This is a genomic window from Erwinia sp. MYb416 (genome assembly GCF_037479575.1).
Classification (GTDB): domain Bacteria; phylum Pseudomonadota; class Gammaproteobacteria; order Enterobacterales; family Enterobacteriaceae; genus Erwinia; species Erwinia rhapontici.
In genome coordinates this window covers 54,611-80,298 of the sequence record NZ_JBBGYT010000440.1, presented here as the reverse complement: position 1 = coordinate 80,298, position 25,688 = coordinate 54,611, and the positions used below count along the sequence as shown (strand labels likewise).

At 53.7% G+C, this 25,688-nt stretch carries 24 protein-coding genes; 18 read left to right on the top strand and 6 right to left on the bottom strand.

The genetic code is table 11. The features are described from left to right. Positions 1 to 28: 28 nt before the first annotated feature. The gene (locus WH277_RS23370; RefSeq protein WP_339507133.1) at positions 29 to 2,167 is read right to left on the bottom strand and encodes an intracellular growth attenuator family protein; all 2,139 of its coding nucleotides are present in this window, start codon (positions 2,165 to 2,167) and stop codon (positions 29 to 31) included. Between the two features lie 399 nt (positions 2,168 to 2,566). Between WH277_RS23370 and nudE the strand changes: the two genes are divergently transcribed. After that, on the top strand, positions 2,567 to 3,133 hold the full coding sequence (gene nudE / locus WH277_RS23365; RefSeq protein WP_133846704.1) for an ADP compounds hydrolase NudE: 567 nt from the start codon (positions 2,567 to 2,569) through the stop codon (positions 3,131 to 3,133). A gap of 78 nt (positions 3,134 to 3,211) precedes the next feature. Here nudE and mrcA read toward each other — a convergent pair whose 3' ends face one another. Then, a complete protein-coding gene (gene mrcA / locus WH277_RS23360; protein ID WP_133846660.1) occupies positions 3,212 to 5,764 on the bottom strand; it encodes a peptidoglycan glycosyltransferase/peptidoglycan DD-transpeptidase MrcA in 2,553 nt (850 codons plus the stop codon). Between the two features lie 115 nt (positions 5,765 to 5,879). Here mrcA and pilM point away from each other — a divergent pair, with 115 nt between their 5' ends. The 12 genes from pilM (at position 5,880) to trpS (ending at position 15,783) form a co-directional block, all read left to right on the top strand. Then, entirely contained in the window at positions 5,880 to 6,707 is an 828-nt protein-coding gene (pilM, locus tag WH277_RS23355) for a pilus assembly protein PilM (RefSeq protein WP_133846661.1), read from the top strand. Continuing rightward, positions 6,707 to 7,252 carry a PilN domain-containing protein gene (locus WH277_RS23350; protein WP_339507130.1) on the top strand — a complete coding sequence of 182 codons (546 nt, stop codon included), beginning with the start codon at positions 6,707 to 6,709 and terminating at the stop codon, positions 7,250 to 7,252. The genes pilM and WH277_RS23350 overlap by 1 nt, the downstream gene beginning before the upstream one ends. Next, positions 7,249 to 7,746, top strand: a complete 498-nt coding sequence (locus tag WH277_RS23345; protein ID WP_159337851.1) for a HofO family protein — start codon at positions 7,249 to 7,251, stop codon at positions 7,744 to 7,746. Before WH277_RS23350 ends, WH277_RS23345 begins: the two co-directional genes overlap by 4 nt. Next, on the top strand, positions 7,736 to 8,137 hold the full coding sequence (locus WH277_RS23340) for a HofP DNA utilization family protein (protein WP_133846664.1): 402 nt from the start codon (positions 7,736 to 7,738) through the stop codon (positions 8,135 to 8,137). Before WH277_RS23345 ends, WH277_RS23340 begins: the two co-directional genes overlap by 11 nt. Next, complete coding sequence (gene hofQ / locus WH277_RS23335) at positions 8,058 to 9,302, top strand: DNA uptake porin HofQ (RefSeq protein WP_133846665.1); 1,245 nt, start codon at positions 8,058 to 8,060, stop codon at positions 9,300 to 9,302. The genes WH277_RS23340 and hofQ overlap by 80 nt, the downstream gene beginning before the upstream one ends. Before the next feature lie 392 nt (positions 9,303 to 9,694). Next, positions 9,695 to 10,216, top strand: coding sequence for a shikimate kinase AroK (aroK, locus tag WH277_RS23330; RefSeq protein ID WP_048917675.1), 522 nt, complete (start codon positions 9,695 to 9,697; stop codon positions 10,214 to 10,216). A 53-nt stretch (positions 10,217 to 10,269) separates the two neighbouring features. Continuing rightward, positions 10,270 to 11,358 (top strand): 3-dehydroquinate synthase, encoded by a 1,089-nt coding sequence (aroB, locus tag WH277_RS23325; RefSeq protein WP_133846666.1) that lies wholly within the window; start codon positions 10,270 to 10,272, stop codon positions 11,356 to 11,358. 92 nt (positions 11,359 to 11,450) lie between these two features. Continuing rightward, complete coding sequence (locus WH277_RS23320; RefSeq protein WP_133846667.1) at positions 11,451 to 12,431, top strand: SPOR domain-containing protein; 981 nt, start codon at positions 11,451 to 11,453, stop codon at positions 12,429 to 12,431. 126 nt (positions 12,432 to 12,557) lie between these two features. Next, positions 12,558 to 13,376 (top strand): adenine-specific DNA-methyltransferase, encoded by an 819-nt coding sequence (gene dam / locus WH277_RS23315; protein WP_133846668.1) that lies wholly within the window; start codon positions 12,558 to 12,560, stop codon positions 13,374 to 13,376. A 37-nt stretch (positions 13,377 to 13,413) separates the two neighbouring features. Then, positions 13,414 to 14,100, top strand: a complete 687-nt coding sequence (gene rpe, locus WH277_RS23310; protein ID WP_133846669.1) for a ribulose-phosphate 3-epimerase — start codon at positions 13,414 to 13,416, stop codon at positions 14,098 to 14,100. Beyond that, positions 14,084 to 14,761, top strand: coding sequence for a phosphoglycolate phosphatase (locus tag WH277_RS23305; RefSeq protein ID WP_167864262.1), 678 nt, complete (start codon positions 14,084 to 14,086; stop codon positions 14,759 to 14,761). Before rpe ends, WH277_RS23305 begins: the two co-directional genes overlap by 17 nt. A gap of 17 nt (positions 14,762 to 14,778) precedes the next feature. Continuing rightward, the gene (gene trpS, locus WH277_RS23300; RefSeq protein WP_339507125.1) at positions 14,779 to 15,783 is read left to right on the top strand and encodes a tryptophan--tRNA ligase; all 1,005 of its coding nucleotides are present in this window, start codon (positions 14,779 to 14,781) and stop codon (positions 15,781 to 15,783) included. A 55-nt stretch (positions 15,784 to 15,838) separates the two neighbouring features. On the opposite strand, the gene WH277_RS23295 is transcribed toward trpS, so the two are convergent. After that, positions 15,839 to 16,282 carry a hypothetical protein gene (locus WH277_RS23295; RefSeq protein ID WP_133846672.1) on the bottom strand — a complete coding sequence of 148 codons (444 nt, stop codon included), beginning with the start codon at positions 16,280 to 16,282 and terminating at the stop codon, positions 15,839 to 15,841. Between the two features lie 152 nt (positions 16,283 to 16,434). On the opposite strand from WH277_RS23295, the gene WH277_RS23290 reads away from it, so the two are divergent. Continuing rightward, a complete protein-coding gene (locus tag WH277_RS23290; protein WP_339507122.1) occupies positions 16,435 to 17,712 on the top strand; it encodes a cytosine deaminase in 1,278 nt (425 codons plus the stop codon). Between the two features lie 50 nt (positions 17,713 to 17,762). Here WH277_RS23290 and tsgA read toward each other — a convergent pair whose 3' ends face one another. After that, positions 17,763 to 18,947, bottom strand: coding sequence for an MFS transporter TsgA (gene tsgA / locus WH277_RS23285; protein ID WP_133846674.1), 1,185 nt, complete (start codon positions 18,945 to 18,947; stop codon positions 17,763 to 17,765). A gap of 276 nt (positions 18,948 to 19,223) precedes the next feature. Between tsgA and ppiA the strand changes: the two genes are divergently transcribed. From ppiA to argD, 3 genes are all read left to right on the top strand, one after another. Further along, positions 19,224 to 19,796 carry a peptidylprolyl isomerase A gene (ppiA, locus tag WH277_RS23280; RefSeq protein WP_133846675.1) on the top strand — a complete coding sequence of 191 codons (573 nt, stop codon included), beginning with the start codon at positions 19,224 to 19,226 and terminating at the stop codon, positions 19,794 to 19,796. A 59-nt stretch (positions 19,797 to 19,855) separates the two neighbouring features. Then, a complete protein-coding gene (locus tag WH277_RS23275) occupies positions 19,856 to 20,434 on the top strand; it encodes an aminodeoxychorismate synthase component II (RefSeq protein ID WP_133846676.1) in 579 nt (192 codons plus the stop codon). Between the two features lie 86 nt (positions 20,435 to 20,520). Next, the gene (gene argD / locus WH277_RS23270) at positions 20,521 to 21,738 is read left to right on the top strand and encodes a bifunctional acetylornithine/succinyldiaminopimelate transaminase (protein WP_133846677.1); all 1,218 of its coding nucleotides are present in this window, start codon (positions 20,521 to 20,523) and stop codon (positions 21,736 to 21,738) included. 161 nt (positions 21,739 to 21,899) lie between these two features. Here argD and WH277_RS23265 read toward each other — a convergent pair whose 3' ends face one another. Both WH277_RS23265 and crp read right to left on the bottom strand, forming a co-directional pair. After that, positions 21,900 to 23,975 (bottom strand): YccS/YhfK family putative transporter, encoded by a 2,076-nt coding sequence (locus WH277_RS23265; RefSeq protein WP_159337861.1) that lies wholly within the window; start codon positions 23,973 to 23,975, stop codon positions 21,900 to 21,902. 57 nt (positions 23,976 to 24,032) lie between these two features. Further along, complete coding sequence (crp, locus tag WH277_RS23260; protein WP_000242758.1) at positions 24,033 to 24,665, bottom strand: cAMP-activated global transcriptional regulator CRP; 633 nt, start codon at positions 24,663 to 24,665, stop codon at positions 24,033 to 24,035. Positions 24,666 to 25,034: 369 nt separating this feature from the next. Between crp and WH277_RS23255 the strand changes: the two genes are divergently transcribed. After that, complete coding sequence (locus WH277_RS23255) at positions 25,035 to 25,442, top strand: OsmC family protein (protein ID WP_133846679.1); 408 nt, start codon at positions 25,035 to 25,037, stop codon at positions 25,440 to 25,442. The last annotated feature ends 246 nt before the right edge of the window (positions 25,443 to 25,688 follow it).

Genomic DNA, 25,688 nt, shown 5'->3' with positions numbered 1-25,688 from the left:
TATTAAAAATAGCACAGATGCGATGGGGTCAGAACATCGGCCGCACGGTCTGTATATCGTTGAGCGAATGGTTGAGGCATTTGTCGTAATACTGATGAATTTCCATCATCCGAAGACGATTACGGTGGATGCGACGCAGCGCCAGTAGTGTGTTAATGACCAGAATCAGAGTAAGCAACAGCAACAGCAAACTGCTGCCGAGGTAGTGCCATAATGTGATGGTATCCGGCTCGCTGTGCAGTGCGATATGGCGCGTACCGTTGGCATCGGTGGTGATGCTGGTAATGATCCCGTTAGCCTTAAACGGCGTGTGCAGCAGCATACCAGCCAGACGTTGCAGTTCTGGCCATTGGTCAGGCGCGTTGTAATCAAACAGTGATGCCGCCGGGGAGGGTTGATTCACCAACTGGCGGCCTTCATCGCTGAGGATCAGGAAACCACCCGGAGGAGGGCTGTTCAGCGCGTCTGAGGCACGGCGTGTTTCTCGGTAGAAGAAAGAGGACGTCGCGGTATTGACCAGGTTTTCCAGCGCTTCGGCGCTCACCGGGCGCAGTAGCACGTTCATGCCGTTGAGTGCACCAGAATTGGCACGATGCACCAGCGTCTGCCAGTCTTTGGCATTGCCGAGGTTGACCAGCGCATTTTTCAGACGCACACAGTCCTGTTCCTGGCTGCACAAATCCTGGGTTTTTTGCACGATATCGGAGAAGTCATCCAGCAGGATCATGCCTGACTTTTGAATGGCGGTGGCCAGCTGCGGATTGAGTTTTGGGTCGGTGCTGGTCTGCGGATGAAGCTGCATCCGGGTGGTATCCAGCAGTGCAGTGGCTTTATCGATAATATCGGACTGCGGCAGGGGCAGGGGTTCAGCGTTGTTCCAGTAGACCGCAGAGCAGTCGAACGGCATAAAGTCATAGCTGCGGTTGCCCTGATAGGTGGTTGGAATCGAACACATCCCCGTGCCTTTGACTTTCAGGCTGTCGCCTACATGCAGGGCAACGTTTTCTAAGTCACTCACCTGCGTGACCTGCAGACTTTCCGTGCCTTTAATCCATGCCAGGCTCAACTTCAGTGGCATGCTCAGGGGGATCCAGGAAATCAGCAGTACCAGCACTAACAACGCACCCGCAGCCAGCACAACATTTTTACGCCAGCGTTGGATTGGGAAATTACGCACCTCATCCTGCAGGGAGAGGAAACGTCCCTGGCGAACGACCTGGCGGTTAAGATAGATATCAACGTCGGTAGTTTGACCCAGGTCCTGGGCTACGTAGCTTTGCCAGTGTGGCGGATAGATCAAATCGATAATACCCAACGAGATGTTACTGACCTGACCCTGGTTGGATTCGCCAAATAAGCCCCAGCGTTTCGGTGCGCCGCGCAGGCAGTGGATGTCACGCAGGTCTTTCTCTGTGGGGCGGCGGTACAGCATCCAGATGCTGAATAAAATCATGCAGATACCCGCCAGTATCAGCCAGGGCATCAGAACAACCGGCCCCACGAGGCTGATGAAAAACAGCAGTAATCCCGTGCTGATAAGCAGGGCTTCCCGGGTGCCATCCGGTTTGCTCAATGCATACTCTTCCAGACTCTCCTTGCGAACGCTGAGAAGCTCAACGTTCTCGCCCTCTTCTTTGCGGATAGAGGCATTTTGCCCGGTCGCGCGTACCATCGGCACCAGTGCAGGCGATTCCCAACGATATTGAGTCAGTGAGTGCCCATTGAGTGAAATGACCAGCGGGATCGTTTGCGTTTTAATGAGCTCAACGTAGTTCTCTTCCGCAATGTACTGCTCCCACAGTGGGGGCAGATGCACTTCAACCGCATCCAGGTAGTAGCGCCATTTATTTTGGTCGTCGGTGGAGAGTCCGTAGCGGGTGATGGAGCGAGTGACGGGATAAACATTGTTGCTTTGAGATGTCAGAACCAGTTGTTCGGGTGAGCTGCTGGCACCGGTTGGCTGGGTATCATGCTGATTATTAGCCAGCATGGAGACGTAGCGTTCTACAGCTGTGCGTTCTTCTTCGCTCAGTTTGCGATAAGGGGGACTAATGAATGGCAGTGGTTTCGCCAACGGCGGGCGATGCCGCATAGCGTACCAAAAAAAACAACCTGCCGTCACCGAGCAGGCCAGCATTACAGCCAATATGATGACTATTGTGCTCATGCTCCCCTCATTCCTGCCACGATGCTCCTGTCATTTCTCTCGCATAAGATGGTGGGTCAATACCAGCCAAAAATGGCGAGTGAAGACAGAATAGGCAATTCACTGTGTGATTAAAAATAGCGCTAAAAATCATAAAATTAGAATAATTGTATAGCATGGCCGGGGGTGATGTTACCAGGCATTTGCCATAACAGATATCGGCATAATCCTATTTTTTAGTCGTTCAATTGACATTCTTTAAAAGATTTTCCTCATATTAACAAGGATTTGTTATAAAAAAGTAAAATGATTCATGCGATGATTGGATTCCTGCGGCACCTGCCGCACAATGGACAATAGCACACCCGTGTTTGCACCGGGCATGACGTTAACCTTATTCGGCTTTTCGCTGGGGCCATGATGACCAGACAATTACAAAAACCTACTATCCACAAAGTTGAAGCTGTTGCGCGCTCCAGGTTGTTCACGGTAGAAGCCGTTGATCTGGAGTTCAGCAACGGTGCGCGCCGTGTGTACGAACGTATGCGTTCCTCTGGCCGTGAAGCGGTTATGATCGTACCGATTGTCGACGATCATCTGATTCTGATTCAGGAATATGCTGTCGGGCTGGAAAGCTATGAGCTGGGGTTCCCGAAGGGATTGATTGATGCTGGCGAAACGCCGTTTGAAGCCGCCAATCGTGAACTAAAAGAAGAGGCCGGGTTTGGCGCTCATCAGTTGGAGACACTGGGAAAACTGACGATGGCGCCGTCCTATTTTTCCAGTCAGATGAACATTGTGGTGGCAGAGGGACTTTATCCTGAGCAACTGGAAGGGGATGAACCTGAGCCATTACCGCAACTGCGCTGGCCGCTAAATAATTTGCTGGCGCTCCTGGATGAACCTGATTTTCGCGAATCGCGTAACGTCAGTGCGCTGTTTCTGGTCCGTGAATGGCTGGTGAAGCAAGGCCGGCTGAGTTACTGATGTGAGCCATCGTAACGGGTGAGTGTGGTTGACTGACCTGAAATAAAAAATGCCGGGCAATTGCCCGGCATTTTTGTATCAGAACAACTCGTGGCTTTCGCCGTTGTCCATCAGTGTGGTTCCGACGTCATGTACGGAATATTCAGTCGGCTGGGTGCCGTTGATGAAGTATTCCGCGCGGCTATTGCCGCCACCGTTCGCCAGTTTGCCGGTGCTGCGGTCGATATTGACCGTCACTACGCCTTCTGGCGGCGTCAATGGTTGTAACGGCACACCATCCAGCGCGGATTTCATATAGTCATCCCATGCTGGCTGTGCGCTCTTGGCACCGCCTTCGTAGCCTGATATCTGATCTTTAATCGCCCCGGAAGCCGTGGTGCGTCCGAGGTCACGGCGGTGATCGTCAAAACCGATCCACACCGAGGTGACAACCCCCGGCCCGTAGCCGGAGAACCAGGCATCTTTTGAGCTGTTAGTGGTACCGGTTTTGCCACCGATATCGTTACGTTTAAGGTCGCGGCCAGCCCGCCAGCCAGTGCCCATCCAGCCTGGCTCACCAAACACATTCGAATTCAGCGCACTTTTAATCAGGAATGACAGCGGGGTGTTGATCACGTGTGGCGCATATTGCTGCTGGCCATCCTGCTGACCCTGCTGTGGAACCTGCTCCAGCTGCGGTTGTGGTACGGCAACATTGTTACCTTCCGACGATACCGCCACGTTTTCTACGCTGTCTTCACTCAGTGCGACGGCCTTCTGAGTGTTGCCATAGATCACCGGCAGATTGCACTCTGCACAGGCGACTTTCGGTTTCGCTTCGAAGACGTGGTTGCCTTGCTCATCATCGATGCGCGTGATGAAGTACGGGTCAACCAGGAAGCCGCCGTTCGCCATCACAGAGTAGCCACGTACCATCTGCAATGGGGTGAAGGAGGCCGATCCCAGCGCCAGTGATTCCGTATGGACGATGTTCTGTGCCGGGAAACCAAAACGCTGCAAATATTCGGCCGCATAGTCGACGCCCATGGCGCGCATGGCGCGCACCATCACAACGTTCTTCGACTCACCCAACCCCTGGCGCAGACGAATGGGACCCGCGTAGGTATTGGGTGAGTTTTTCGGACGCCAGTCAGCACCGGCACCTGCATCCCAACGAGAAATCGGCACGTCGTTAAGAATAGATGCCAGCGTCAAACCACGGTCCATTGCTGCGGTATACAGGAACGGTTTGATATTCGAACCGACCTGGCGTAACGCCTGGGTTGCACGGTTAAACTTGCTCAGATTGAAGTCAAAACCGCCCACAAGTGCGCGCACGGCACCATCGTGTGGGTCGAGCGATACCAGTGAGGAGTTCACATCCGGCACCTGGCCCAGTTGCCAGTCGTTATCCACTTTGCGTACCCAAATCTGCTGACCAGGCTGCAATACCTGGCTCACCGAACGCGGTGTGGCACCTTGTAAGGTGTCTGACTTGAACGGGCGGGCCCAGCGAACACTGGCGAGGTTTAGCGCAACGCTGCTGCCATCACGCATAATGGCCGTGGCTTCCTCGCTATTACTGGTGGTAACCACTGCCGGGAACAGCGGACCGTACACCGGTAAAGACTTCAGCGTTTTCATGATTTCGCTGTGGCCCCACGCCTGCTCACCCACTTTCCACAGCACACTGGCCGGACCGCGATAACCATGACGCATATCATAGGCAATAACGTTGTCCTGAACCGATGTCTGTGCCGCCAACTGGAGCTTACGGGTGACGGTGGTATAGACCTTATAACCGTCGTTGTAGGCGTTCTCACCGAAGCGCTTGATCATCTCCTGACGCACCATCTCAGTCAGATACGGCGCTGAGAAAGCAATTTCCGGCACATGATAGTTCGCCACCAGTGGTGTGCTGCGCGCTTCGTTATACTGCATCTGCGTGATGTAGTGCTGGTCAAGCATACGTGCCAGAACGGTATTGCGACGCTGCACGGCACGATCATGAGAATAGAGTGGGTTAAATGTCGACGGTGCTTTTGGCAGGCCGGCGATCATGGCGATCTCACTCAGTGACAGCTGATCAACGCTTTTACCAAAATAGACCTGTGCCGCAGCGCCAACACCATAGGCGCGGTAGCCGAGGTAAATCTTGTTCAGATACAGCTCAAGGATCTCGTCCTTGCTCATCATCTGTTCAATGCGAATGGCGAGGAACACCTCCTTGACCTTACGTATCAGTGTACGTTCCGGGCTGAGGAAGAAGTTACGTGCCAGCTGCTGGGTAATGGTACTGGCCCCCTGCGACGCATGACCGGAAACCAGCGCAATGCTGGCTGCACGGAAAATACCAATCGGGTCGACGCCATGATGTTCATAGAAGCGGCTGTCTTCCGTCGCGATAAAGGCCTTCACCATTTGCGGTGGGATTTGTTGCAGCGTCAGTGGAATACGGCGTTTCTCGCCGTACTGTGCGATAAGCTCGTTATCGGCACTGTAGACCTGCATTGGCGTCTGCAGACGCACATCTTTCAGCGTGGCGACATCCGGGAGCTGTGGCTCTATGTATTTGTACAAACCATAGATCGAGCCAGCTCCCAGCAAGATGCAACACACTGCAAGGATCAATAAATACTTTACGAACTTCACCTGATATTTCCCACTTAAAGTCGGTTGGGCAGTTTATAAACAATCGCGCGGTAGTATAAAGGCAAGCCTGTACCTTGGATACGTCCTTTTCAACAGACGATAAGGAGATCGCGCAATGGCTTTTAAGACATGGCAAGTCGGGCTGGATATTCAAAACGGGCAGCTCTGCGCCCTGGGCATCCAGCGCCGTCGAAACGGCTGGCAGCTACGTCATTGGTGGCAGCATACGTTGCCGCAAGATACGTTAAGAAATGGCCTGGTGCAACGCCCGGACGATGTTGTGGCATTACTGCAACGCTGGCGTAAACATCTTCCTGCTCGCATTTCACTGCGGGTCGGCTTCCCCCCGCAGCTCGTCATGCAGCGCCAACTGGCGAAGCCTGCCTTACGATTACGTGAGCCCGATCGTAACAGTTACATCATGGCGGCGGCGAGACGATTTTTCCCTATCGCACCCGAAGCGCTGGCGCTGGATTACCGTGGTAGTGATGACGTTGACGGGGCGATGTATCTGACGGCGGCACGCCAGGATGCACTACAAAATTGGGTAGACTGCCTGCAACAGGCCTCGCTGGCTCCCGATGTTCTGGAACTGACTCCGGCGGCACTGTATGCGCTGGCTCGTGGACTGTCACTGGAGGCGTCCGCCGCACTGGTGCACCGCCTGAACGATCACTGGCTGTGGTATGCCCCGCAGTCGGGTGTTCATGCCTGGGGCTGGTGTTCACTGGAAGATGCAGCCGATTTTAGCGCACTACAGCAGCGATATTTACAAGGCAGCCACTCAGTCTGGTACAGCTCTGTGCTGGCAGAAGAGCGGCCGGAAGGCACCTTCGCCTTGTCGCCGCTGGCCGCAGTGCAATGTTATCAGCCGCCGTTGCCCGTGTATGACGGTGCTTTTGCATTGGCAACCGGTCTGGCATTACGCCCGGAGGATTGCTGATGGTATGGGTGAACTTATTGCCCTGGCGGCAGGTGAAATTGCAGAAGCGCTGGCGCGTCTGGCGTCTGGCAGGGGGCGTTTTAGTTCTGGTGTTTTCCATGCTGATGCTGGAGGGATACTGGCAGCGCAGTCTCAATCACCAGCAGAATCGCACGCAGGGTCTGTGGAGCGCCGCGCTAAACGATGTGCAGGCCCTGAGTGCACGCACGCAGGCCGCACGACAGCAGCTCAGCGCCTTGCAACGTCAGCAGCATCACCTCATGCACCGTCAACAGCAGATGACCCAGTGGCGTGATTTCGCGCGGGGTCTTGGCCTGCACTTTCCACCGGATACCTGGCTGAGCGTGTTGCATAAAACCCGCAAGGAACTGGTGTTACGCGGAGTGGCGGCCAGCATTCAGGAACTGCACCAGTTGCGTGACAGATTACGCGAGGTCACGTTGTTTAAACAGGTCAATTTGGGGGCAGTCCAGCGTGTTCGCACGGGCGAAATGACGTTTGATATGCAGGCACTACCGTTTTTGTCTCCTGGTGCCGACGAATGATGCACCGCTGGCTGATCGGTTGGTTGCAAATGCCGGCATGGATACGCTTGGGCAGTTTTTGTGGCGCTGCGCTGTTGCTGGCGATGCTGTTATGGGGCGCCTGGTGGCATCCGATAAAACAAAAGCAGCAGCAGGGCGAACAGCAGTGGCAGCAGCTGGCACACCGTTATCGTCAGCAGCTGCAATTACTCCGCGCCATGCCCGCACTTGCCACCGTGCAGCAGCAGACAGAACAGATCGAGGCACGGCTTACCTCTGACGTCATCCGGCCTTTTTTACTGCCTGACCTGCTCAAAGCCAGCGGTGCGGTACTGGAATACTGGCACCCTGCCGGGCAGGGCGGTGAGCTGTCTCTGATGCTGAACTGGCCACAATTTATTGCGCTGCTGGATTATCTTTCTGCGCTTCAGCCCACGTTACTGTTTTCCCAGTTCAAACTGCAACGTGAGGAACAGCAATTGCGCCTGGTCATGGAGTTAACGGATGAAAATTAAGCTGGCCTGGGGATTGCTGTTGTTGATGTGTAACGTGTGGGCGCGCGATCCCTTTTTTCCTCTGAACGTCCAGCGTTGCGCGTCCGTTGCAGAGACGGAACTCACCTGGCGTTTACTGGGACTGATTGGCCGAGAGGGCCGCTATGACGCGTGGCTGGTCTCGTCTCAACATAAATTGCTCTGGCGGCAGACTGGCGACCCATTACCCGGCACGGAGTGGCGTATCGCGGAGATTGATGCTCAGACTGTCACGATCACGACTTTACAGGACTGCCCGCCGTCACGGCGGCTGGGTTTAAAAGGACGACATCATGCTCAGGATAATTTACCTCTGGCTGGCGCTGATAAGCCCGTTATCAGCCAGCCAGATTCCCCTCTCTCTCGCTTTTGACGCCGCTCCCGTCGGGCAGGTATTGCAGGCGCTGGCCGATTACCAGCAGCTCAACCTGGTGGTAGCACCGGGGGTTGAAGGCACGCTTTCTCTTCGGCTGAAAGACGTGCCCTGGCAGCAGGCTTTACAGTTGGTGTTAAAAATGGGGCGCCTGACAATGGAAAAACAGGGCAACGTGATGCTGATTTATCCGGAGAGCTGGCAGCAAGAGGAGGAGCGAAAAACGGCCGCACGCCGTGAAGCTCAGGAACAGACGCTCCCCCTGCATAATCGTACGCTCACTCTCCAGCATGCCGATGCCGCAGCGGTCAACGGCAGCCTGCAAAATGAGCGCGCCCGATTAATGACCGCGCGTGGCAGCATTACGCTGGATAGCCGGACTAACAGTTTGTTATTACGTGATACTGAAAGTGCCCTCGATCAGGCAGAACGTTGGGTGCGCCAGCTGGATGTGCCGTTGGCTCAGATTGAGCTGGCAGCACATATCGTCACCATCAGTGAAGAGAATCTGCGTGAATTAGGGGTTAACTGGGGGCTAAGTGGATCTGAACAGGTGGCAGAGGCGCTGCGTAGCAGCCAGCTGAGAGTGGATCTTGGCGTCAGTCGCCCGGCAGGTATGGTGGGTTTGACGCTGGCAAAACTGGATGGTCAGTTGCTGGATCTTGAGCTGAGCGCGCTGGAAAGAGAGCAGCAGGCCGAGATTATTGCCAGCCCACGCTTGTTCACATCGCATCAGCAGACGGCCAGTATCAAACAAGGTACGGAAATTCCCTACGAAGTTGCCAGTGGAAATAGGGGGTCGACCACCATGGAGTTCAAAGAGGCGATGCTGGCGATGGAAGTCACGCCAGAGGTACAGGCTAACGGTCGGATTTTACTGAAACTGCATATTTCTCAAAATGTACCCGGAAAAAATATGCGAAGCGGTGAAAACGAGGTCCTGACCATCGATAAACAGGAGATTGATACCCAAGTGATGTTGAAGGATGGGCAGACGCTGGCGCTGGGAGGGATTTTTCAGCAACAGAGCGCCACAGGGCGCACTAAGGTGCCTTTTCTGGGCGATATTCCGCTACTGGGTGGCCTGTTTCGTCACGATGTACGTGAACAAAAAAGGCGTGAATTGGTGATCTTCATCACACCGAGACTGATTCGTAGCGATTAATGCGATTTTTGAGGCAAACTGTAACACCTGCATGTTTTTTCCGGAATTGCTGACAGTTGGGTTTGACGCAAGGACGGAATTAGCTTACAAGGTTTAGCGATTTTGAATTACGGGCCAGGTGCCCTTAGCAGCGAATGCTTTTTAACCGTTTTTTATCGTGCGCAACCGGCGTAGCCGATGCAACCACATCCGGCTGATAAATGAAGCGGACTGAAACGCGCCAAAATATTGCGTGCAATGGGCAAGGTAAATTTAATCGGTTGCCAAAACACCTTCAGTGTTGAGATAATTTTCGTCTGACTCTCGCACTATCGCTCATGAGGTTTCAGTTCATGTCCTGCCTGGTTTAAGGCGGGGTATCATCAACGAATTGTCTTAGTAATACCGAAAAAATGGCAGAGAAACGCAATATCTTTCTGGTTGGGCCTATGGGTGCCGGCAAAAGCACTATTGGGCGTCAGTTAGCTCAACAACTCAATATGGAATTTTTCGATTCCGATCAAGAAATTGAGCGACGTACCGGAGCGGATGTGGGCTGGGTTTTTGACGTCGAAGGCGAAGAAGGCTTCCGCGATCGCGAAGAAAAAATCATCAATGAACTCACTGAAAAGCAGGGCATTGTGCTGGCGACAGGTGGCGGTTCCGTCAAGTCGCGCGAAACGCGCAATCGTCTCTCCGCCCGTGGCGTAGTGGTTTATCTTGAAACGACTATCGAAAAGCAACTGGCACGTACTCAGCGCGACAAAAAACGTCCGCTGTTGCAGGTGGATTCTCCACCGCGTGAAGTGCTGGAAGCATTAGCCGATGAACGCAATCCGATGTATGAAGAGATTGCCGACGTAACCATTCGTACTGACGATCAAAGTGCGAAAGTGGTGGCTAATCAAATTATCAATATGTTGGAAAAGAGCTGATTCAGGCTCTGACGGCCCACTTGTGGGCACAGCAAAAAAGGTGATACAGCGTCATGGAGAGGATTACCGTAACTCTTGGGGATCGCAGTTACCCCATTACCATCGCCGCCGGGTTGTTCGCAGATCCGGCTTCTTTTTGGCCGCTTAAAGCGGGCGATCAGGTCATGCTGGTAACCAACCAGACGCTGGCTCCTCTCTATCTGGAACCATTGCGTTCACGCCTTGAGGGCGCGGGCGTGGTGGTCGATCAGGTGATTCTGCCGGACGGTGAGCAGTTTAAATCGCTGGCCGTGATGGATCAGGTATTTACCGCATTACTGTCCAGGCCTCATGGCCGGGATACCACTTTGGTGGCACTGGGTGGCGGTGTGATTGGTGATCTAACCGGATTTGCAGCCGCCAGCTACCAGCGTGGCGTACGCTTTATCCAGGTCCCAACCACGCTGTTGTCGCAGGTTGACTCCTCTGTGGGGGGGAAAACTGCCGTCAATCATCCGTTGGGTAAAAACATGATCGGGGCATTTTATCAACCTGCCTCGGTGGTGGTGGATCTTGACTGTCTGAATACCCTGCCAGCGCGTGAGTTCTCTTCCGGTCTGGCGGAAGTGATCAAATACGGCATCATCCTTGACGGTGAATTCTTCACCTGGCTTGAAGACAATCTGGATGCCTTGCTGGCGCTGGATGGCACGGCGCTGGCGTACTGTATTCGCCGCTGCTGTGAGTTGAAAGCAGAAGTGGTGGCAGCAGATGAACATGAGCACGGCCAGCGTGCGTTGCTGAACCTTGGGCATACCTATGGTCACGCCATTGAAGCCCATATGGGTTACGGCAACTGGCTGCACGGCGAAGCGGTGGCAGCCGGGATGGTAATGGCTGCACGCAACGCTGAACGTCTTGGTCAGTTCAGTTCGCAAGATACAGACCGTATTATCACGTTGTTACAGCGTGCCGGGTTACCGGTACATGGGCCAGAAAGTATGGCGGCGGCTGACTACCTGCCACATATGATGCGTGATAAAAAAGTCCTGGCTGGCAAGCTGCGTCTGATTCTTCCCCTGGCCATCGGCAAAGCCGAAGTGCGCAGCGGAGTACCACATGATATGGTTCTTGCATCCATTCAGGATTGTCTGAAGCCATAGCGATTATCTGTAACCAGGTCTCCTGGCTACTATTCTGATGTATCGCCGTTCAAGGGTTCGAACGGCATTGCCGCTCTATGGGAGGAGGTTAAATGGACGAGTTTAAACCGGAAGACGAGTTAAAACCTGACACCAGCGACCGCCGACCAACGCGGTCCCGCAAAACGTCGTCTGCACCAAAAATCCCTGTATCCCGACAGCATATGATGATGGGAATTGGTATCCTGGTTCTGCTGCTGCTTGTGTTAGGTATTGGGTCTGCATTGAAATCACCTGATAACAGCAGTGCGAAACAGCCTGCAACGCCTGCGGGTAACGCCGGTGGTGAAAAGAATATCGATCTCTCCGGGTCCTCTTCAATGAGCGGCCAGTCAGGCCAGCCAGCTACGTCTGAAACCGGTACAACCGCGAATAATACTCAGTCGGCTTCGTCACAGAATGTGGGTGTTCCACCGATTTCCCCAACGCCGACAGAAGCACAGCCAGTGCAGACACCGCCGAATCAACAGCGTGTTGAGCTGCCAGGCGATCTGAATACAGCTTTGAATGACCAGCAAGGGCAGGTTGATGCTGCAGCACAGGCAGGTCAGGGAGAGTCTTCATTGCCAACGGCGGCTGCTACAGTAGCACCAGGGGCAGAAACTCCGCGCCAGGCAAGCAACAAACCTGTTACGGCTCCACGTCCGACGGCAACGCATCAGAATAAACCGGCGGCGGCCCATACGCCTGCTGCCAGTAAGCCTGCGGCGAAAGAAAGTAAACCAGCGACTACAGCCAGTCAGAGTACGCCAGCCGCGCGTAGCGGTAGCACCCCCGGCGGTAACTTTACGCTGCAACTCAGCAGTGCATCGCGTTCAGACACGTTGAATGCCTGGGCGAAAAAACAAAATCTGAGTGGCTATCATGTCTATCAGACCACGCGTAACGGACAGCCTTGGTATGTACTGGTGAGTGGCTCTTATGCGACTTCAGGTGATGCTAAACGCGCTGTTGCCTCTCTACCGGCGGAAGTTCGTGCTCAGAACCCTTGGGTAAAACCGGTGAGCCAGGTAAAAAAAGAAGCGGGTAAATAACACCCCGCCGGGGAAACCCGGCGTATCCTTAGTGTGTGTGCGTGCCGCTGGCACGCAGAGCATTCAAAGCGCAGATATGCTGTCGGTGTAACCACAGCCTGATGAGTAAAAGTAATTAACGACAGCATGAAAAAAAATCGCGCTTTCTTGAAGTGGGCAGGTGGCAAGTACCCGTTGCTCGATGATATCCGACGCCATCTCCCTGAAGGGGACTGTTTGATCGAACCCTTCGTAGGGGCGGGCTCGGTATTTCTTAACACCCAGTACTCAAAGTACATTCTCGCAGACATTAACAGCGATCTGATTAACCTCTATAACATCGTTAAAGAACGCACGGATGAATTCGTGGCAGATGTGCGCATGCTCTTCGTTCCTGAAACGAATGATTCGGCGGTGTACTACGCCTATCGCAAAGAGTTTAATCTGTGCCGCGATGATTACCGACGAGCGGTGTTGTTTTTATACCTCAACCGCCATTGTTACAACGGTTTGTGCCGTTATAACCTGAGCGGTGAGTTCAACGTGCCGTTTGGTCGTTATCGCAGACCCTACTTTCCGCAAGATGAAATTTACTGGTTTGCCGAACGGGCCCAGCAGGCGACTTTTGTCTGTGAATCTTACGATGTTACGCTGGGGAAAGTGCAAAAGGGGGCAGTGGTCTATTGCGATCCACCCTATGCACCGCTCTCCACGACCGCTAACTTTACGGCGTACCACACCAACAGCTTTAGCATGCGTGAGCAACAACATCTGGTCGAACTGGCTACGATGCTGGCCAACGAGCAGAGCATTACCGTGCTGATCTCGAACCACGATACGCCGCTAACACGTCAGTGGTACGAGGGCGCTATCCTGCATGAAATCAAAGTGCGCCGTTCGATCAGCCGCAGTGGCAACACGCGAAGTAAGGTCAATGAATTACTGGCGTTGTATACTGGCCGGTGATGACGCCTGAAACTCAGGCACAACCAGGGAGAAACGGATGAAACAGTTTTTAATTGCCCCATCAATTCTTTCCGCAGATTTTGCCCGCCTGGGCGAAGACACTGCTAAAGCACTGGCTGCTGGCGGTGATGTGGTTCACTTTGATGTGATGGATAACCATTACGTTCCCAATCTCACGATGGGGCCGATGGTGTTAAAAGCCCTGCGCGATTATGGCGTGACTGCGCCGATCGATGTCCATCTGATGGCCAAACCGGTTGATCGTTTGATACCTGATTTTGCCAAGGCCGGTGCCAGCTATATCACCTTCCATCCAGAAGCCTCCGAGCATGTTGATCGCACACTGCAATTAATTAAAGAGCAGGGCTGCAAGGCGGGCCTGGTGCTGAACCCGGCAACCCCTCTCAGCGTGCTTGATTATGTGATGGATAAGCTGGATGTGATCCTTCTGATGTCCGTGAACCCGGGCTTCGGTGGTCAGTCATTTATTCCGGGTACCCTGAATAAACTGCGTCAGGTACGTAAGCTAATCGATCAGAGCGGCTATGATATTCGCCTGGAAGTGGATGGCGGCGTCAAAGCGGACAACATTGGTGAGATTGCCGCAGCGGGTGCCGATATGTTTGTTGCCGGTTCAGCCATTTTTGGTCATCCCGATTACAAAAAAGTGATCGATGATATGCGCACCGAACTGGAGAAGTCTCGTCATGGGTCATTTCACTAACGTCCGTGCCCTCGCGTTTGATCTTGATGGCACGCTGACCGATAGCGCCCCAGGATTGACGAGTGCCGTTGATAGCGCACTCAATGAGCTGAACCTACCCATCGCGGGTGTTGAGCGGGTATCAACCTGGATTGGCAACGGGGCGGATATTCTGATCGAGCGCGCTCTGACCTGGGCGCTGGGCCATGCCCCACAGAGCGCCCTGCTGTCTGATGCGCGGGTGCTGCTGGATAAACACTATGCACAGAGCGTAGATGGTGGCAGCCTGCTGTATCCTGGCGTCAAAGAGACGCTGGCCGCGCTGGCCGCACATAACCTGCCGATGGCGCTGGTCACCAATAAGCCCACTCCGTTTGTTGCTCCACTGCTGCAATCGCTCGGTATTGCCGACTACTTTTCCCTGATTATTGGTGGCGATGATGTGGTGGCAAAGAAACCGCATCCGGCCCCGCTGTTTCTGGTTTTGGGCAAGTTTGGTTTGCTACCGGGAGAGTTGGTATTTGTTGGCGATTCACGCAATGATATTCAAGCCGCGCAGGCGGCAGGATGTCCCTGCATTGGCCTGACTTACGGCTATAACTACGGTGAGCCTATTGCCACCAGTCAGCCCGACATCACGCTTGATCATTTTAACGATTTGTTGCCCGCACTCGGGCTGTAATTATTCAGGACGGAAACATGAGCAAACCCATCGTATTTAGCGGCGCACAGCCTTCAGGTGAACTGACCATCGGTAACTATATGGGTGCGCTGCGTCAGTGGGTACAGATGCAGGATGATTACCACTGCATCTACTGCATCGTTGACCTGCACGCCATCACGGTTCGTCAGGACCCGGTTGCACTGCGCAAGGCTACGCTGGATACGCTGGCACTCTATCTTGCCTGCGGCATCGATCCACAGAAAAGCACCATTTTTGTTCAGTCGCACGTGCCTGAGCATACGCAGCTTGGCTGGATCCTTAACTGTTACACCTATTTCGGTGAACTGAGCCGTATGACTCAGTTTAAAGACAAATCCGCACGTTACGAAGAAAATATCAATGCGGGGCTGTTTGACTACCCGGTGCTGATGGCGGCAGATATCCTGTTGTATCAGACCACTCAGGTGCCGGTAGGTGAAGACCAGAAACAGCATCTGGAGCTGAGCCGTGATGTGGCTTCGCGCTTTAACGCACTGTACGGCGACATCTTTACCGTGCCAGAGCCGTTTATTACTAAATCCGGGGCGCGCGTGATGTCGCTGCTGGAGCCGACCAAGAAAATGTCCAAGTCTGATGATAACCGCAATAACGTTATCGGCCTGCTGGAAGATCCGAAGTCGGTAGTGAAGAAAATTAAACGTGCGATGACCGACGGCGATGAACCACCGGTAGTGCGTTATGATGTGAAAGAGAAGCCTGGTGTATCGAATCTGCTGGATATTTTGTCCGGTGTGACCGGTAAGACGATGGCCGAGCTGGAAGCCGAGTTTGCTGGCCAGATGTATGGCCACCTGAAAGGAGCGGTTGCGGATGCGGTATCAGCCATGCTGGGTGAGCTGCAGGAGCGTTATCATCGTTACCGCGATGATGAAGCCTTCCTTGAGCAGGTGATGCGTGATGGTGCAGCAAAAGCGCGTGCGCAGGCGCAGGGCACCCTGAAAAAAGTGTATGAGGCCATCGGCTTCGTTGCTCAGCCGTAAATCGTTACCGGTGGCAATCTGCTAAGGGTTGCCACCCGTTAAGAAAGCAAGAGCATCATGACTGGCGGTGCTCTTTTTTCAATACCAGAATTGCCCCGTCAAACCAGTAGAGTGTTAGCGTATCGTTGACCGGTGCGGTAACGACGGCCCCCGGCCCCCACGGCTCATCGCCACATATCACATTGTACCCACCCGCGACCTGATAGCTGTCTTCGGGATCGTTCTCATCGGCAGACGTCAACGTCGGTCTCTTCAGACAGTTATCCGTTGCCGGATCGATCGTCCGCTGCGCACTGCCTTGACTCCACATAATCTTATTTGACGAAAACGTCACCACTGCGCCCATATATTGCGGATCGTTCTCCACCACAGCCTGGATGCCTGTGCTATCCACATGTACGGCATCAACGTGCCAGATACCTTCCAGCGTGGCATAGTCAGGTGCAGCCGCCATCAGTGGCTGGCTTACCAGCATGCAGGCGATGATCAGGTGCTTCATGGTCCTTTCCTCGCAGTCAATCAGAATGCTGAGTATAGAGGGGAAATTAGCATTCAGGCTGCTGATTTTCATCGGTTCATTCAGAGATTTCCGGCAGCAGTATTAATCCGTGATAGGGTTAACAGCGTGTCTTATTGATGACGGAGGGATTTATGCGTCCAGAATTACAGTGGATTAATCACGTTCGCCTGCCGGAGCGTGAAGGGCTTTGGCAGATTGAGATCCAACAGGGCAAGATTGTGCATATCACGCCACAGCCACCAACGCGTGCCAGCGGTGAAGCACTGGATGCCGAAGGTGGGTTGGCCTTCCCTCCGTTTATTGAACCGCATATTCATCTGGACACCACGCAGACAGCGGGTGAGCCTGCCTGGAATCAGTCTGGGACCTTGTTCGAAGGCATTGAGCGCTGGGCAGAGCGTAAGGCCACGCTGACGCATGAAGATGTAAAGCAGCGGGCGCGTCAGACTTTGAAGTGGCAAATTGCCAACGGTATTCAACATGTGCGTACGCATATTGATGTCTCCGACCCGACGCTAACCGCGCTGAAAGCGATGCTGGAAGTGAAGCCGGAGATGGCGCCGTGGGTGGATATTCAACTGGTGGCCTTCCCGCAGGAGGGCATTTTGTCTTACCCCGATGGTGAAGCGCTGCTGGAGAAAGCATTGCAATTAGGGGCCGATGTGGTGGGGGCAATACCGCATTTTGAGTTCACCCGAGAATACGGCGTTGAGTCATTGCACCGTGCTTTCGCACTGGCGCAAAAGTATCAGCGTATGGTGGATGTGCATTGTGATGAGATCGATGATGAACAGTCGCGTTTTGTTGAAACCGTCGCGGCGCTGGCGCCCCGGGAACAGATGGGAGCCCGCGTGACGGCCAGTCATACCACCGCAATGCACTCCTATAACGGTGCTTACACCTCACGCCTGTTCCGCCTGCTAAAGCTGTCTGGAATTAATTTTGTGGCTAACCCGCTGGTGAATATTCACCTACAGGGCCGTTTCGATACCTATCCGAAGCGCCGGGGCATTACGCGGGTGAAAGAGATGCTGGAGGCGGACATTAATGTCTGCTTTGGTCACGATGATGTTTTCGACCCCTGGTATCCTCTGGGGACTGCCAGCATGTTGCAGGTCTTGCACATGGGGATGCACGTGTGCCAGTTGATGGGATACGAACAGTTAGATGCTGGGATTAACCTGATAACCACTTACAGCGCCAGAACGCTGCAACTGAAGGATTACGGTATCCAATGCGGTAACAGTGCTAACCTGGTGATCTTGCCTGCTGAGAGCGGTTTTGATGCCTTGCGCCGTCAGGTTCCAGTGCGCTACTCGATCCGTGATGGACGAGTGATCGCCGAGACAGCTCCCGCCACCAGCATTATCCATTTGGATGAGAGTGAAAAGGTGGATTTCAGGCGATGACGCTGCATAAAAAAAAGGCCGGATTAACCGGCCTTTTTGACATCTTAAGGTTAGTGGGAACCCATATGTCCATGCAACTTGTGCTTGCTGACGAAACCGAGCAGCAGACACATCACAAAGACCACCGCGTACAGGCCGTTAGCGGTCGCCAGCGCCGCGTGTGCACCGCCTTTCTCTACGATCGGGCCAGTGACCACGAAGGTCAACATGGTGCCAACGGTGCCGCAGGTCAGGATGAAGTTCACCAGTTTTGGCGAAGCGACCTTAGTCTGCAACGAACCCAGTGTGATAATGGTGGTGTAGATAGCGCTGGAGAAGAAGCCCAGGCTCATCATGATCCACTTCAGCATGGAGGCATCCGTCGCGCTGATAAACCAGTACATCAGCGCAGTGGCGGCCAGTGCCAGTACGGTGAGGATGCGCTGCGGATCGAAGAAACGCAGAATGGCACTGAAGGCCCACATACCAATCATATACGCGGTCCAGAAGTTACCGACCAGACCCCCGGCTTGTTCGATACTCTGCCCCATATTTTTGGTCGCGTACAGCGGCACCCAGCCAATAAAGCCAAGCTGGCCAAGGATGTAGCACAGTGCTGCCACAGCCAACAGGCCGACGCCGATGCCCCACTTCTCTTTCACTACAGGCTCGCCTCTGGTGGCTTTCTTGCCCAGTACCGGGAATTCAAAGCACAGTGCCAGAACAAAGATGGCGACATAGATGACGCCGATGCAGGCGTATACCCAGTACCACGGCAGAGAACGCGCGAGAATAGCGGCAGCAATAATCGGGAAAATGGTACCCGCCATGCTGAAGAAGGAGTCGGTAAACAGCAGGCGAGAGCCACGCTGACGTCCTTCATACAGATGGGTGATCAGGAACGTACCGATGGACATGGTAATACCACTCACCACGCCAAGCACAAACATGCACAGAGAGAAAACGGTGAGGCTGTGGCTGTTCATCAAGCCCAGCACGGCCAGCACCATCAGCACAAAGCCGAAAATAAGCTGACGCTTCAGTGGCACAATTTCCATCAGCCAGGCGTTCAGGAATACCGCCAGCAGGATACCGGCGTTCAGGAAGGTAAAGGTATTACTCATCTGTGCCACGGGCAGCTGGAAGTAAGCAGCAATATTCTCCAGTACCATACCGGTAACGATAACCACTGCACCGGTCAGCGCATAAGAGAAGAAGCTGATCCAGGTAAGCCCAATTCGATCGCGATTTGTCATAGTGGAAACCTGTTTGAAAGAGAAGTCGTCGGGCGGAATGCCCGTGGTAAACGAGAGAAGTTTAACGATATTCGTGATCTGCTTAAATATTTAATGAAATGAATATCTTCATATTTCATTCATAACGTGATCATTATCACCATTCGGACTTCTCTTATCCCGTTTGCTTCAAGATGTTTGCAGCGTAAATAAAGGTAAAACGCTGGCGCGTTGGTAAGTGCCTCTTTACAATCAGCGTTGTTTTTATGGTTTGTTGCACTCAGTAAGGAATCTTTCATGTTGAAACGTACTTTGACCGCAGTGGCGACCGTTCTTGCCCTGTCGACAATCTCTGCCTCCGCTATTGCCGCGAAGGGGGACACGCATGTGCTGCTGACCACTTCCGCCGGTACTATCGAACTGGAACTGAACAACCAGAAAGCACCGGTATCGGTGACTAATTTTGTGGATTACGTCAACAATGGTTTTTATAACAACACCATTTTTCACCGCGTGATCCCGGGCTTTATGCTGCAGGGCGGGGGATTCACCGCTGACATGCAGCAGAAGCAGCCTAAACCGCCGATAAAAAATGAGGCAGATAACGGCCTGCTCAATAAACGTGGCACCATTTCAATGGCGCGTACGGCTGAGAAGGACAGTGCAACCAGCCAGTTCTTTATCAACGTGGCGGATAACGCCTTCCTCGATCATGGTCAGCGTGATTTTGGCTATGCCGTCTTCGGTAAAGTGGTGAAGGGAATGGATGTGGCCGATAAGATCGCCCAGGTGCAGACGAAAACTTTTGGTCCTTACCAGAATGTTCCGGTGACGCCGGTGGTGATCCTGTCTGCCAAAGTGCTGCCATAATTCTCTGATGGCATTCTGTCAGGGCCGCCTGGTGGCGGTCCTGCTGTAACGAGCCCACCATGCTGCTTCTGATCGACAACTACGACTCCTTCACCTGGAACCTCTACCAGTATTTTTCTGAGCTGGGAGCCGAGGTATGCGTGCGCCGCAATGACGAGATCACGCTGGCTGAGATTGACGCGCTGGCGCCGGAACATCTGGTGATCTCTCCAGGCCCCTGTACACCGAATGAAGCCGGGATCTCTCTTGAGGCTATCCGTTATTTCTCCGGGAAATTGCCTATCCTTGGCGTTTGTCTGGGGCACCAGGCAATCGCACAGGCCTTTGGCGCCCGCGTGGTACGCGCACGCAAGGTGATGCACGGCAAAACATCAGCGATTGAACATCGTGATGGCGGCGTGTTTGCCGGGCTGAATCATCCCCTGACGGTGACCCGCTATCATTCATTGATTGTTGAAAGCGGCAGTCTGCCTGCTGAGTTTGAAGTGACCGCCTGGACCGTGGATGAGAATGGTCAGCCTGATGAGATCATGGGCTTCCGCCACCGCACGTTATCGCTGGAAGGGGTGCAGTTTCACCCGGAAAGCATCCTCAGCGAGCAGGGGCATCAACTGCTGGATAATTTCCTCAAACGCTGATTAACGTTTGCCTTTTAGTGACTTTTTATGCATATTTTATGACTATATTTTCACATCCCTGAAAAGACTAAATGGTGAGGTAGTGAATGGCGGCGGAAAAATTAGCGGTAACACGTGCAACGTTCGATGAGGTGATTTTGCCTGTTTATGCACCAGCACAGTTTGTGCCGGTGAAAGGGAAAGGCAGCCGCGTTTGGGATCAGCAGGGTAAAGAGTACATTGATTTCTCTGGCGGTATTGCGGTCACCGCGCTCGGGCATTGCCATCCGGCGCTGGTAGAGGCATTAAAAACGCAGGGTGAAACCCTGTGGCACACCAGTAACGTCTTCACTAACGAACCTGCCCTGCGTCTGGCGACCAAACTGATCAACGCGACTTTTGCCGAGCGAGTGTTCTTTGCTAACTCCGGTGCGGAAGCAAACGAAGCGGCGTTTAAGCTGGCGCGTTACTACGCCACCAAACGTCACAGCCCGTTCAAAAGTAAAATCATTGCCTTCCATAACGCCTTCCACGGTCGCACGCTGTTTACGGTGTCCGTTGGCGGCCAGCCGAAGTATTCCGATGGCTTCGGGCCAAAACCTGCCGATATCGTCCACGTCCCGTTTAACGATCTGGCCGCAGTAAAAGCGGTGATTGACGATCATACCTGCGCCATTGTGGTTGAGCCGATTCAGGGAGAAGGGGGCGTGATGCCCGCGACGCCAGAATTTATGCAGGGGCTGCGTCAGCTCTGTGATGAACATAATGCGCTGCTGGTTCTGGATGAAGTGCAAAGCGGCATGGGCCGCAGCGGTAAACTGTTTGCGTATGAGCATTATGGTGTGCAGCCGGATATTCTCACCACAGCCAAAGCGCTGGGCGGTGGTTTCCCGGTCAGTGCCATGTTAACGACTAACGACATTGCATCGGTTATGGCGCCTGGCGTGCATGGCACCACCTATGGCGGTAATCCGCTGGCCTGTGCGGTGGCTGAAGCTGCACTGGATATCATCAATACGCCAGAGGTGCTGGAAGGTGTGGAAGAGCGCCGTCAGCTGTTTGTTGATGCGCTTCAGGCGCTGGATGCCCGTTTCGATCTGTTCAGCGATATCCGTGGCAAAGGCCTGCTGATTGGCGCGGAGCTGAAATCACAGCATGCTGGACGTGCGCGCGATATTCTTAACGCCGCAGCAGAAGCCGGTGTGATGGTGTTGGTTGCCGGAACTGACGTGATGCGTTTTGCGCCTTCGCTGGTCATTGAGCCAACGGATATCGCCGAAGGCATGGCGCGTTTCGCCACGGCTGTTGAGAAAGTCCTGGGCTGATTGCCGGGGGGGGGGCATGCCCCGCCCCTACGTTGTTTCGTCGATGTCAGGCATATCCCAGACCAGCGTCGGCATGCCGCTAATTCGTAGGGGTCAGGCATATCCCAGGCCAACGTCGGCATGCCGCTAATTCGTAGGGGTCAGGCATGCCTGACCCGCGATCATGACGATTTCCTCAAGCGCCGGGACAGCCAGCGGCCATGATGTGGGCGCTGGCTCCAGGTCAGCGACGAAATGGTGTGCATTACGCTGAGGTGGCCAAGAATACGCTTCACGTGTCGCTCCATAATGGTCACCGGCCCCTGATGGAAGTCCTCGGGAGCATCCAGTACATTGCTGCCTGAATCCGGTCCGTCATACTCCAGACGCTGCTGACAGCGTTGCAGGGCAATTTCGCAGGATTGCAAATAGCGCTCTGCCAGCGTCGGCGTTAGCATCGTATGCTCCCGCGCCAGAATGGTCATGGCGTTGATATGCTCAACAATAAACTGGCTGTGCGTGACCCACAGCTGCATATCGGCCAGGTAGCGTGAATTAAAGCCCGGTTCCTGCATCGCCTGATGCAGTGAGTTAAACAGCGCATTATGCGCCTGATTCACCCGCATACGCTGGTATGCCAGTTTCTCCGCATCCTGTTCGCTGCCCAGCAGCTTCTGCAATGCCTCCTGATAGGTCTCCAGCGCATCGTGCGCATTCTGACGCATCAATCCACTCTGCCACTGTGGCCATAGCCAAATCATGCCGCCGAAGGCAATCAGACAGCCCATTAGTGTATCCATTAAGCGCGGCAGCAGGAACTGCGCTCCGTTCAGCGACAGCAGTTGCAATGTATACACCGCGGTGACCGTGAATCCTACGGTTGCCCAGCCGTAAAACTTGCGGATAAACAGATAGCTCACCAGGGTAATCAGTAGCATCACCAGCAGCACCCAGGATTCCGGGGCATGTAAACCGAGCGTGGCAGCGGCAATGGCCAACCCGGCCAGCGTTCCCAGCGCCCTGTGCTGGATACGTACCCGAGTAGCGCTGTAACCGTTGAGGCTGACAAACATCACCGTCATCAGTATCCAGTAAGGCTTCGGCAGATTGAAGAACAGGGCCAGTGAACTGGCGAAGGTCAGCATGACTGCATAGCGTGCGGCGGTGCGCAGGGCAGAGGATTTCAGCGACAGATAACTCTTCAACGCAGGAAACAGCGGCAGGCGGCGCTGGCGGTCCGCCATCAGGTCGCGACGGTACAACGGGTGCTGGGTGCGTAGCACGCGGGCGATACGGCTGAAGTGATAATAGCAAAAGTTGCCAACCGGATTATCGGGGTGCTGACGGGATATTTTTTCCAGTGCCTGAAGCGGTTTTTCCATCGTGAAACGTTCAGGGAAGCGGTGATAGAGGATATCGTCAGCCAGTACCCGCAGGCGTGTGGCAATGGTCTGCGCATTCCAGCGGATCACCGCCTCGGCGTGGCTCTGCTCTACCAGCTTCTGTACTTCCTCGGGCTGATGCAGGCTGACGGCGATATGTTCCTGTAGATCGAGGGCGACCTGAAATGCGCGCGTCAGTCGCTGATAATGGTCGCGATTGGCGGCCAGCATATGCATTTGCTGGTAACAGGTGTTAATCAGATCGACGGCTTTCTGTTGGCGCACCAACAGGGGAGGCAGGGCGGTTTGGGGATCGGTCAACTGGGTTAGCAGACTGTATTTCGCTTCGCAGTAATCAGCCAGTTCATGATAGAGCAGACTGAGGGTTTCGCGCATCGGCTGCTCTTTCCACAGCCAGAACCAGAACCAGTTAAACGCGCCATACCAGACGGTACCGAGAATGAACAATAGCGGTGGCTGCCACATGGGCATGCGTCCGGCCAGACTGAGGGTGAAAATGGCGGCAATCAGCGATGCCGGTAGCAGACGACCGTGCAGCGGACTGATTTCACCGGTGACGCCAAGCAGCAGTGCCATGACCAGCAGGATCACGGGCAGTGGCACCTCTTCTGCCCCGGCGTACTGAATCAAAAAGCTACTGAAAGCAAACAGGCAACCGCCTACGATCAGACGTTTGAAGAAGCGTTTGTGTGGAGTATCAAGACCGGCATTGTTACAACAGGCGGGGACTAATGAGAACAGCAGGCCGTTTTGCAGGTTGCCGAGCATCCAGCCGATCGCCACGGGTAAACACAGCACCAGTGTTTGCCTGAGTGCGTAGTTAACTTCGGGGTGATAGATAATTCTCCGCCACATGAGCCACACCAAATAAAAACGGCGCGACTGGGCGTCGCGCCGTGGGTTCAGAGCCGGTTAACGTGTTCCGTAAACAACAATGGTTTTACCATGTGCTGAGATCAGGTTTTGATCTTCCAGCATTTTCAGAATACGACCCACCGTTTCGCGGGAGCAGCCGACGATCTGGCCGATCTCCTGACGGGTGATTTTGATCTGCATCCCATCCGGGTGCGTCATGGCATCCGGTTGTTTCGCCAGATTCAACAACGTTTGGGCAATGCGTCCGGTCACATCAAGGAAAGCTAAATTACCCACTTTCTCTGATGTGACTTGCAGGCGACGCGCCATCTGTGAAGACAGGCGCATCAGGATGTCAGGATTCACCTGAATCAACTGACGGAATTTTTTGTAGGAAATTTCAGCCACTTCACAGGCTGTTTTCGCACGTACCCATGCACTGCGCTCCTGACCTTCTTCAAAGAGGCCCAGCTCGCCAATGAAGTCGCCCTGATTGAGGTAGGAGAGGATCATCTCTTTGCCTTCTTCATCCTTGATTAACACCGCTACTGATCCTTTAACGATGTAATAGAGGGTTTCCGCCTTCTCACCCTGATGAATCAGAGTGCTTTTGGATGGATATTTGTGAATATGGCAATGTGACAGGAACCATTCGAGTGTAGGGTCTGTTTGCGGTTTGCCGAGAACCATTCGCTGTTATCCTCTGTTGTAATCGTGCCTAAATATACCCTGTATTCTGCGTGCTGCAGATGCGTTGCCGCTGGCCTGAAGCGCGAAATATTTTTGGGTATCAGGGGATGTATCCCTGCCAGGCGTTGAAATATTCAAGCGTTCCCATAGGGAAATTATACGGGCCTCTGTTAAGAGCATGGCTCGTGCTGTCGTCCCGTTTTTACCGTGCATTGTTATGCCAGTAAAATATTGCAGCTTCGTTTGTAGCACAGCTTTACAAGACTGTCTTCTGTTGTCTCGCTTCAGCATAGTTCGAAAAAGGCAACGTTGCCGTTTTTGTGAGTGCAGCGTACTCTGCGGTAACTGATTCAATGAGAGGATTTTGTGATGCAAGCACGAGTTAAGTGGGTTGAAGGGATGACGTTTTTGGGAGAATCCTCATCCGGCCATCAGATTTTGATGGATGGCAACGCGGGGGATAAAGCACCCAGCCCGATGGAGATGGTGCTGATGGCTGCCGGGGGATGCAGTGCGATTGATGTGGTGTCTATTCTGCAAAAAGGCCGTCACGATGTCGCCGACTGTGAAGTTAAATTGACCTCGGAACGTCGTGAAGAGGCACCGCGTATTTTCACCCATATTAACCTGCACTTTATTGTCAGCGGCAAGGCGTTAACGGATAAAGCCGTTTCACGTGCGGTCGACCTCTCTGCGGAGAAATACTGCTCGGTGGCGATTATGCTGGGGAGCGCGGTGAAAATGACGCACAGCTATGAAGTGACAGATCTGACCTGAAGCTGGTTTCTTATGGGTAACGATGTTCGTTGTCGTTACCCACAGCTGACAGAACGTAGCGTACACATCCTGCTATTCCTCTCTCTACCCGCATTTCACGCCACGGCAGGCGAATAACATCAGCGGTATATTTCCCTCGTTCTACATTCCTTTCTTAATTTGCTGCAGGCTGGCGAAACAACAGCTGAATGTCCGGCGTTTGCCCATGATTCTCTGTTGCTGCCTGGTCTGCCGTTGTCAGATTTA

Coding starts and splice junctions, on each gene's coding strand:
- pilM (WP_133846661.1), top strand. CDS start 5,880: ATGGCTTTTAAGACATGGCAAGTCGGGCTGGATATTCAAAACGGGCAG.
- dam (WP_133846668.1), top strand. CDS start 12,558: ATGAAAAAAAATCGCGCTTTCTTGAAGTGGGCAGGTGGCAAGTACCCG.
- hofQ (WP_133846665.1), top strand. CDS start 8,058: ATGCTCAGGATAATTTACCTCTGGCTGGCGCTGATAAGCCCGTTATCA.
- WH277_RS23350 (WP_339507130.1), top strand. CDS start 6,707: ATGGTATGGGTGAACTTATTGCCCTGGCGGCAGGTGAAATTGCAGAAG.
- WH277_RS23295 (WP_133846672.1), bottom strand. CDS start 16,282: ATGAAGCACCTGATCATCGCCTGCATGCTGGTAAGCCAGCCACTGATG.
- crp (WP_000242758.1), bottom strand. CDS start 24,665: ATGGTTCTCGGCAAACCGCAAACAGACCCTACACTCGAATGGTTCCTG.
- WH277_RS23345 (WP_159337851.1), top strand. CDS start 7,249: ATGATGCACCGCTGGCTGATCGGTTGGTTGCAAATGCCGGCATGGATA.
- WH277_RS23255 (WP_133846679.1), top strand. CDS start 25,035: ATGCAAGCACGAGTTAAGTGGGTTGAAGGGATGACGTTTTTGGGAGAA.
- WH277_RS23305 (WP_167864262.1), top strand. CDS start 14,084: ATGGGTCATTTCACTAACGTCCGTGCCCTCGCGTTTGATCTTGATGGC.
- rpe (WP_133846669.1), top strand. CDS start 13,414: ATGAAACAGTTTTTAATTGCCCCATCAATTCTTTCCGCAGATTTTGCC.
- WH277_RS23275 (WP_133846676.1), top strand. CDS start 19,856: ATGCTGCTTCTGATCGACAACTACGACTCCTTCACCTGGAACCTCTAC.
- ppiA (WP_133846675.1), top strand. CDS start 19,224: ATGTTGAAACGTACTTTGACCGCAGTGGCGACCGTTCTTGCCCTGTCG.
- trpS (WP_339507125.1), top strand. CDS start 14,779: ATGAGCAAACCCATCGTATTTAGCGGCGCACAGCCTTCAGGTGAACTG.
- aroB (WP_133846666.1), top strand. CDS start 10,270: ATGGAGAGGATTACCGTAACTCTTGGGGATCGCAGTTACCCCATTACC.
- WH277_RS23320 (WP_133846667.1), top strand. CDS start 11,451: ATGGACGAGTTTAAACCGGAAGACGAGTTAAAACCTGACACCAGCGAC.
- WH277_RS23265 (WP_159337861.1), bottom strand. CDS start 23,975: ATGTGGCGGAGAATTATCTATCACCCCGAAGTTAACTACGCACTCAGG.
- argD (WP_133846677.1), top strand. CDS start 20,521: ATGGCGGCGGAAAAATTAGCGGTAACACGTGCAACGTTCGATGAGGTG.
- nudE (WP_133846704.1), top strand. CDS start 2,567: ATGACCAGACAATTACAAAAACCTACTATCCACAAAGTTGAAGCTGTT.
- WH277_RS23340 (WP_133846664.1), top strand. CDS start 7,736: ATGAAAATTAAGCTGGCCTGGGGATTGCTGTTGTTGATGTGTAACGTG.
- WH277_RS23370 (WP_339507133.1), bottom strand. CDS start 2,167: ATGAGCACAATAGTCATCATATTGGCTGTAATGCTGGCCTGCTCGGTG.
- WH277_RS23290 (WP_339507122.1), top strand. CDS start 16,435: ATGCGTCCAGAATTACAGTGGATTAATCACGTTCGCCTGCCGGAGCGT.
- aroK (WP_048917675.1), top strand. CDS start 9,695: ATGGCAGAGAAACGCAATATCTTTCTGGTTGGGCCTATGGGTGCCGGC.
- tsgA (WP_133846674.1), bottom strand. CDS start 18,947: ATGACAAATCGCGATCGAATTGGGCTTACCTGGATCAGCTTCTTCTCT.